This window comes from Pseudomonas sp. (genome assembly GCF_037994325.1).
GTDB lineage: Bacteria > Pseudomonadota > Gammaproteobacteria > Pseudomonadales > Pseudomonadaceae > Aquipseudomonas.
This window is the reverse complement of record NZ_JBBNAH010000578.1, coordinates 1-3,169: the sequence shown is the minus strand read 5'-3', so window position 1 is coordinate 3,169 and position 3,169 is coordinate 1. Positions and strand designations below refer to the sequence as shown.

The following is a 3,169-nucleotide window of genomic DNA, read 5'->3' as shown; positions in this document are numbered from 1 at the left end:
GTCCCCGCGTAGGCGGGACCCAGGGGCGCGGTTCGCCAGGGTTACCTACCAATAATTCTCCACCGCCACCGCCCCTGGCCGCCGGGTCAAACTCAGCTGCATATCGCGTGTTTTCAGCACCGCGCGGCAGTCTTCAATCATCTGTGGATTGCCACAGAGCATTACCCGAGAAAACTCGGGGGACAGCTGCAGCCCGGTGGCCCGCTCCAGTTCGCCCGACTCAATCAGCCCGGTCACCCGCCCATGCAACGCGCCGGGTACTTGTTCACGGGTAACGATGGGCACGTAAACAAACTTGTCGGCGTATTCGGCCAGGTATTCGCGCTGCATCAGCTCGGCGATCAGGTCTTGGTAGGCCAGTTCGGTAGCGGTGCGCGCGCTGTAGACCAACACCACCCGCTCAAAGCGCTGCCAGACCTCAAAGTCCTGCAGGATGGAGAGAAACGGCGCCAAGCCGGTGCCGGTGCCGACCAACCAAAGGTCGCGGCCGTCGACAAAGCGATCCAGGGTCAGATACCCAATCGCTTGGCGCTCCACCAGCAACTCATCACCCACCTGCAAGCGACTCAGCTCGCTGGTGAACTCACCGCCGGGCACCACAATGGAAAAGAACTCCAGGTGCTCGTCATGGGGCGCCGACAGCATCGAGTAGGCACGCCACACCACGCTGCCATCGGCCTTCTGCACCCCCAGGCGGGCAAACTGCCCAGCGCGAAAGCGAAAGCCGGCGTCACGGGTGGTGCGCAGGCTAAACAGGGTGGGCGACCACGGCCGCACCTCCAGCAGGGTTTCGCGGGTGAACTTGTCTTCGCTAGCGGTCATACACACAGGTTCCTGATCAAGCCGAAGGCGCAGTGTCGCGCAAAGTGGCGGCGGGCAATACCCGCAAACAATAGGGGCTTAGCCGGTGCGGCCAAGACATTGGCCGCGTAAGCCATGGACGCACCTCGCCAATCGGCGGAGTGTTGGCCGCCTATATCACAGAATAAAAACAAAGGAGACACCCATGTCATTCGCACGCCAAACCATCTGGATTACCGGCGCCTCATCAGGCATTGGCGAAGCCTTGGCCGCCGCCTTTTTGCAGCAGGGCGCCAAGGTGATTTTGTCCGGGCGCCGGGTTGAAGAACTCAACCGCGTCGCGGCCCAAGCCCCCGAACGCTGCCTGGTATTACCGTTTGAAAGCACTGACTACGCCGCCCTGCCAGATGTGGTCGAACGCGCCTGGGCCTGGAGCGGCCAGGTGGATTTACTGATCAATAACGCCGGCATCAGCCAACGCAGCCTGGCGTTGGACACCCATCTTGAGGTGTACCGACAACTGATCGAAGTGGACTATATGGCGCCCCTGGCCCTGACCCAATTGCTGCTGCCGAAAATGGTCTCGCGCAGAAGCGGGCACTTGGCGGTGGTTAGCTCGGTAGCGGGCAAAGTCGGCACGCCGCTGCGCAGTGGTTACTGCGGCGCTAAGCATGCGGTGATCGGTTACTTCGACGCCATTCGCGCTGAGGTTGAACAGGCCTATGGCATTGCCGTTAGCGTGATTTTGCCGGGCTCGGTGCATACCGCCATCGCCATCAACGCGCTGTCCAGCGATGGCAGCGCCCGTGGGCAATCCGACCCGAATATTGAAAACGGTATGGACGTGACGGTGGCCGCCGCACAGATTCTCGCCGGCCTGGCCGAGCGGCAGCGGGAGATTCCAGTTGCCGAAGGCATTGAAGCCATGGCGTTGAAACTGCGCGTGGCCAACCCGGAGCAGCTGTACACCCTGACCGCCCAGGAAGGTGCACGCTTAGCCGCGCAACGTGAAAGCGGAGGCTCGCTGGACCCAAGCAATATTCGCAGCAGCTAATTTGCCGGAAAAATCTGGATTGCCGCCTGCGCGGGAATGACGGTGAATGTCCCGGTTAACAGCATCGCCCCCGCGCAGGCGGGGGCCTGAATCGCGGAGCACGCACCGTCATTGCCCAAACCGCTGCAACTGCATCTCCTGCAACCGGCTCAAGGTGCGGCGAAAGGCAAAGGCCAGGTAGCCCTCGGTATACAGCGCCTCCAGGGCCACTTCGGCGTGCAGATAGAGCGGCACACGGCGGTCGTAGCATTCGTCGACCAAGGCGATAAAGCGCCGCACGCTGTCGTCGCTGGCCGATAGCGCCGGCAACTGCCGATCCCCCGCCGCCACCAACTGCGCACCGTCTTCAGTGCCCCGGGCGATTTTTGCGACGCGTTGTTGGCCACTCAGGTTGGGCACTTCCCCCAGCAAAATGGCGCTAAAGCGGTCGCACAGGGCGATAAAGTCCGGCGCGGCAAAAGGCTTTTCGCACAGTTCGCTAAAGCGGCACCACAGCACGGAATCGGCGAAGGCCTCAGTTTCCAGGCGGCGATTTCCCACTGCCAATTCGCCGTGCTGCACCGCCTGCCCCGTACTTAATTCGGCAAATACCGCCGCTAACGGTGCACCGTCGGCACTGGCCCAATAGCGCTGCGTGGCCTCGCCAGGGTGCAAGCGGTGGTCCTCACCGCCATCAATGGCCACCACCTGCATATGCGCTTCAATGGCGGCGATCGCCGGCAAAAAACGCTCGCGGTTAAAGCCGTCGGCATATAGCTGGTGCGGCGGCTGGTTGGAGGTGGCGACCAGCACCACACCCTGTTCAAACATCAGGGTGAACAGGTTACCGAGGATGATCGCGTCGCCAATATCGTTAACAAACAACTCATCGAAACACAGCACCCGCAGCTCCTGCCCCAACTCCACCGCCAGAGCGCGCAACGGATCGGGCGTGCCGGTGAGCTGGAACAGGCGCTTGTGCACCCACTGCATAAAGTGATGGAAATGCTGGCGCCGCGCAGGCACGTGCAGGCTTTGGTAGAAGCAGTCCATCAGCCAGGTTTTGCCCCGACCGACCGGGCCCCAGAGGTAGACACCCTTGGCCAGCGTGTCATGGCAATGCTGCAAGGCTTCGGCGGCGTGCTGTTGCGCGGCGTCGGGGAAAAAGCCGTTGTGCTCAACGGCGTACTGGTAAGCGGCCAGGGGTTGTAGCGGGGTAACCATGCACAGCCCCAACAAAAAGTAAGCCGCGAGCATAACGCCAAACCCGTAGGGTGTGCTGTGCGCACCAGGGCATATACCGGTAAACGCCGTGGTGCGCACAGCACACCCTAC

General features: G+C 61.9%; 3 protein-coding genes. 1 reads left to right on the top strand and 2 read right to left on the bottom strand.

The features are described from left to right. Window positions 1-45 precede the first annotated feature (45 nt). Window positions 46-822 carry a ferredoxin--NADP reductase gene (locus tag AAAB16_RS19420; RefSeq protein WP_340664807.1) on the bottom strand — a complete coding sequence of 259 codons (777 nt, stop codon included), beginning with the start codon at window positions 820-822 and terminating at the stop codon, window positions 46-48. Window positions 823-1,006: 184 nt separating this feature from the next. Here AAAB16_RS19420 and AAAB16_RS19415 point away from each other — a divergent pair, with 184 nt between their 5' ends. After that, the gene (locus AAAB16_RS19415; protein ID WP_340664806.1) at window positions 1,007-1,855 is read left to right on the top strand and encodes an SDR family NAD(P)-dependent oxidoreductase; all 849 of its coding nucleotides are present in this window, start codon (window positions 1,007-1,009) and stop codon (window positions 1,853-1,855) included. A 108-nt stretch (window positions 1,856-1,963) separates the two neighbouring features. Here the strand turns inward: AAAB16_RS19415 and zapE are convergent, their stop codons facing one another. Next, window positions 1,964-3,058: a cell division protein ZapE gene (zapE, locus tag AAAB16_RS19410; RefSeq protein WP_340664808.1), complete on the bottom strand. Its 1,095-nt coding sequence runs from the start codon at window positions 3,056-3,058 to the stop codon at window positions 1,964-1,966. Window positions 3,059-3,169 lie beyond the last annotated feature (111 nt).